General features: G+C 27.9%; 2 tRNA genes. Both read left to right on the top strand.

The features are described 5' to 3' along the window. Positions 1–9 precede the first annotated feature (9 nt). Positions 10–94 (top strand) — tRNA-Leu (locus NG904_RS16860). Positions 95–98: 4 nt separating this feature from the next. After that, a tRNA-Gly gene (locus tag NG904_RS16855) sits at positions 99–175 on the top strand. Positions 176–631 lie beyond the last annotated feature (456 nt).

The raw sequence follows: 631 nt of genomic DNA, 5'->3' as shown, positions 1-631 counted from the left end.
CAAAAAAATGCAGATGTGGCGGAATTGGCAGACGCACTAGACTTAGGATCTAGCGCTTTACGGCGTGGGGGGTCGACTCCCCTCCTCTGCACCAAATAAGCAGAAGGGGCTCAATGGGAGAGTGCCCCCCTGCCAAGGGGGGTGTTGGGGGGTCGGGGCCCGGCTTCTGCTCCCAAAAAACTAAAAATGAGATCGGGAGAGCGGCGTGTGGGGGAAGAGGGTAGAACTCAGGGGGGGGCGGATTAGTCAAAAAAAAAAAAATATAAGTGATGTTTTGATTTGGAATAACAAAAAAAAAAAAAAAGGAAGAATGTAAATATAGATTTATTAAGATAATAAAAAAAAAAAATAAGAAAAAAAAAAAAAAAAAAAAAAAAAAAAAAAAAAATAAATAATATAAAATAAAAAAAAAGTCAGAAAAAAAAAATTATAAAAAAAAAATTTTTTATAATATTAATAAAAAGGAAAAAAAAATAATATAATTTATAAAAAAAAAATAAAAAAAAAAAAAAAAAAATAAAAAAAAAAAAATTTTAAAAAAAAAAAAAAAAAATTATAAAAATTAATTAATATAATATTAATAAAAATTTTTTTTTTAAAAAATTAATTTTGAAAGATGAGTGGAGGGGGA

The organism is Clostridium sp. ZBS15 (assembly GCF_023845705.1).
Classification (GTDB): domain Bacteria; phylum Bacillota; class Clostridia; order Clostridiales; family Clostridiaceae; genus Clostridium; species Clostridium aquiflavi.
The sequence above is the reverse complement of the archived record's forward strand: the minus strand, read 5'-3'. Positions and strand labels throughout refer to the sequence as shown.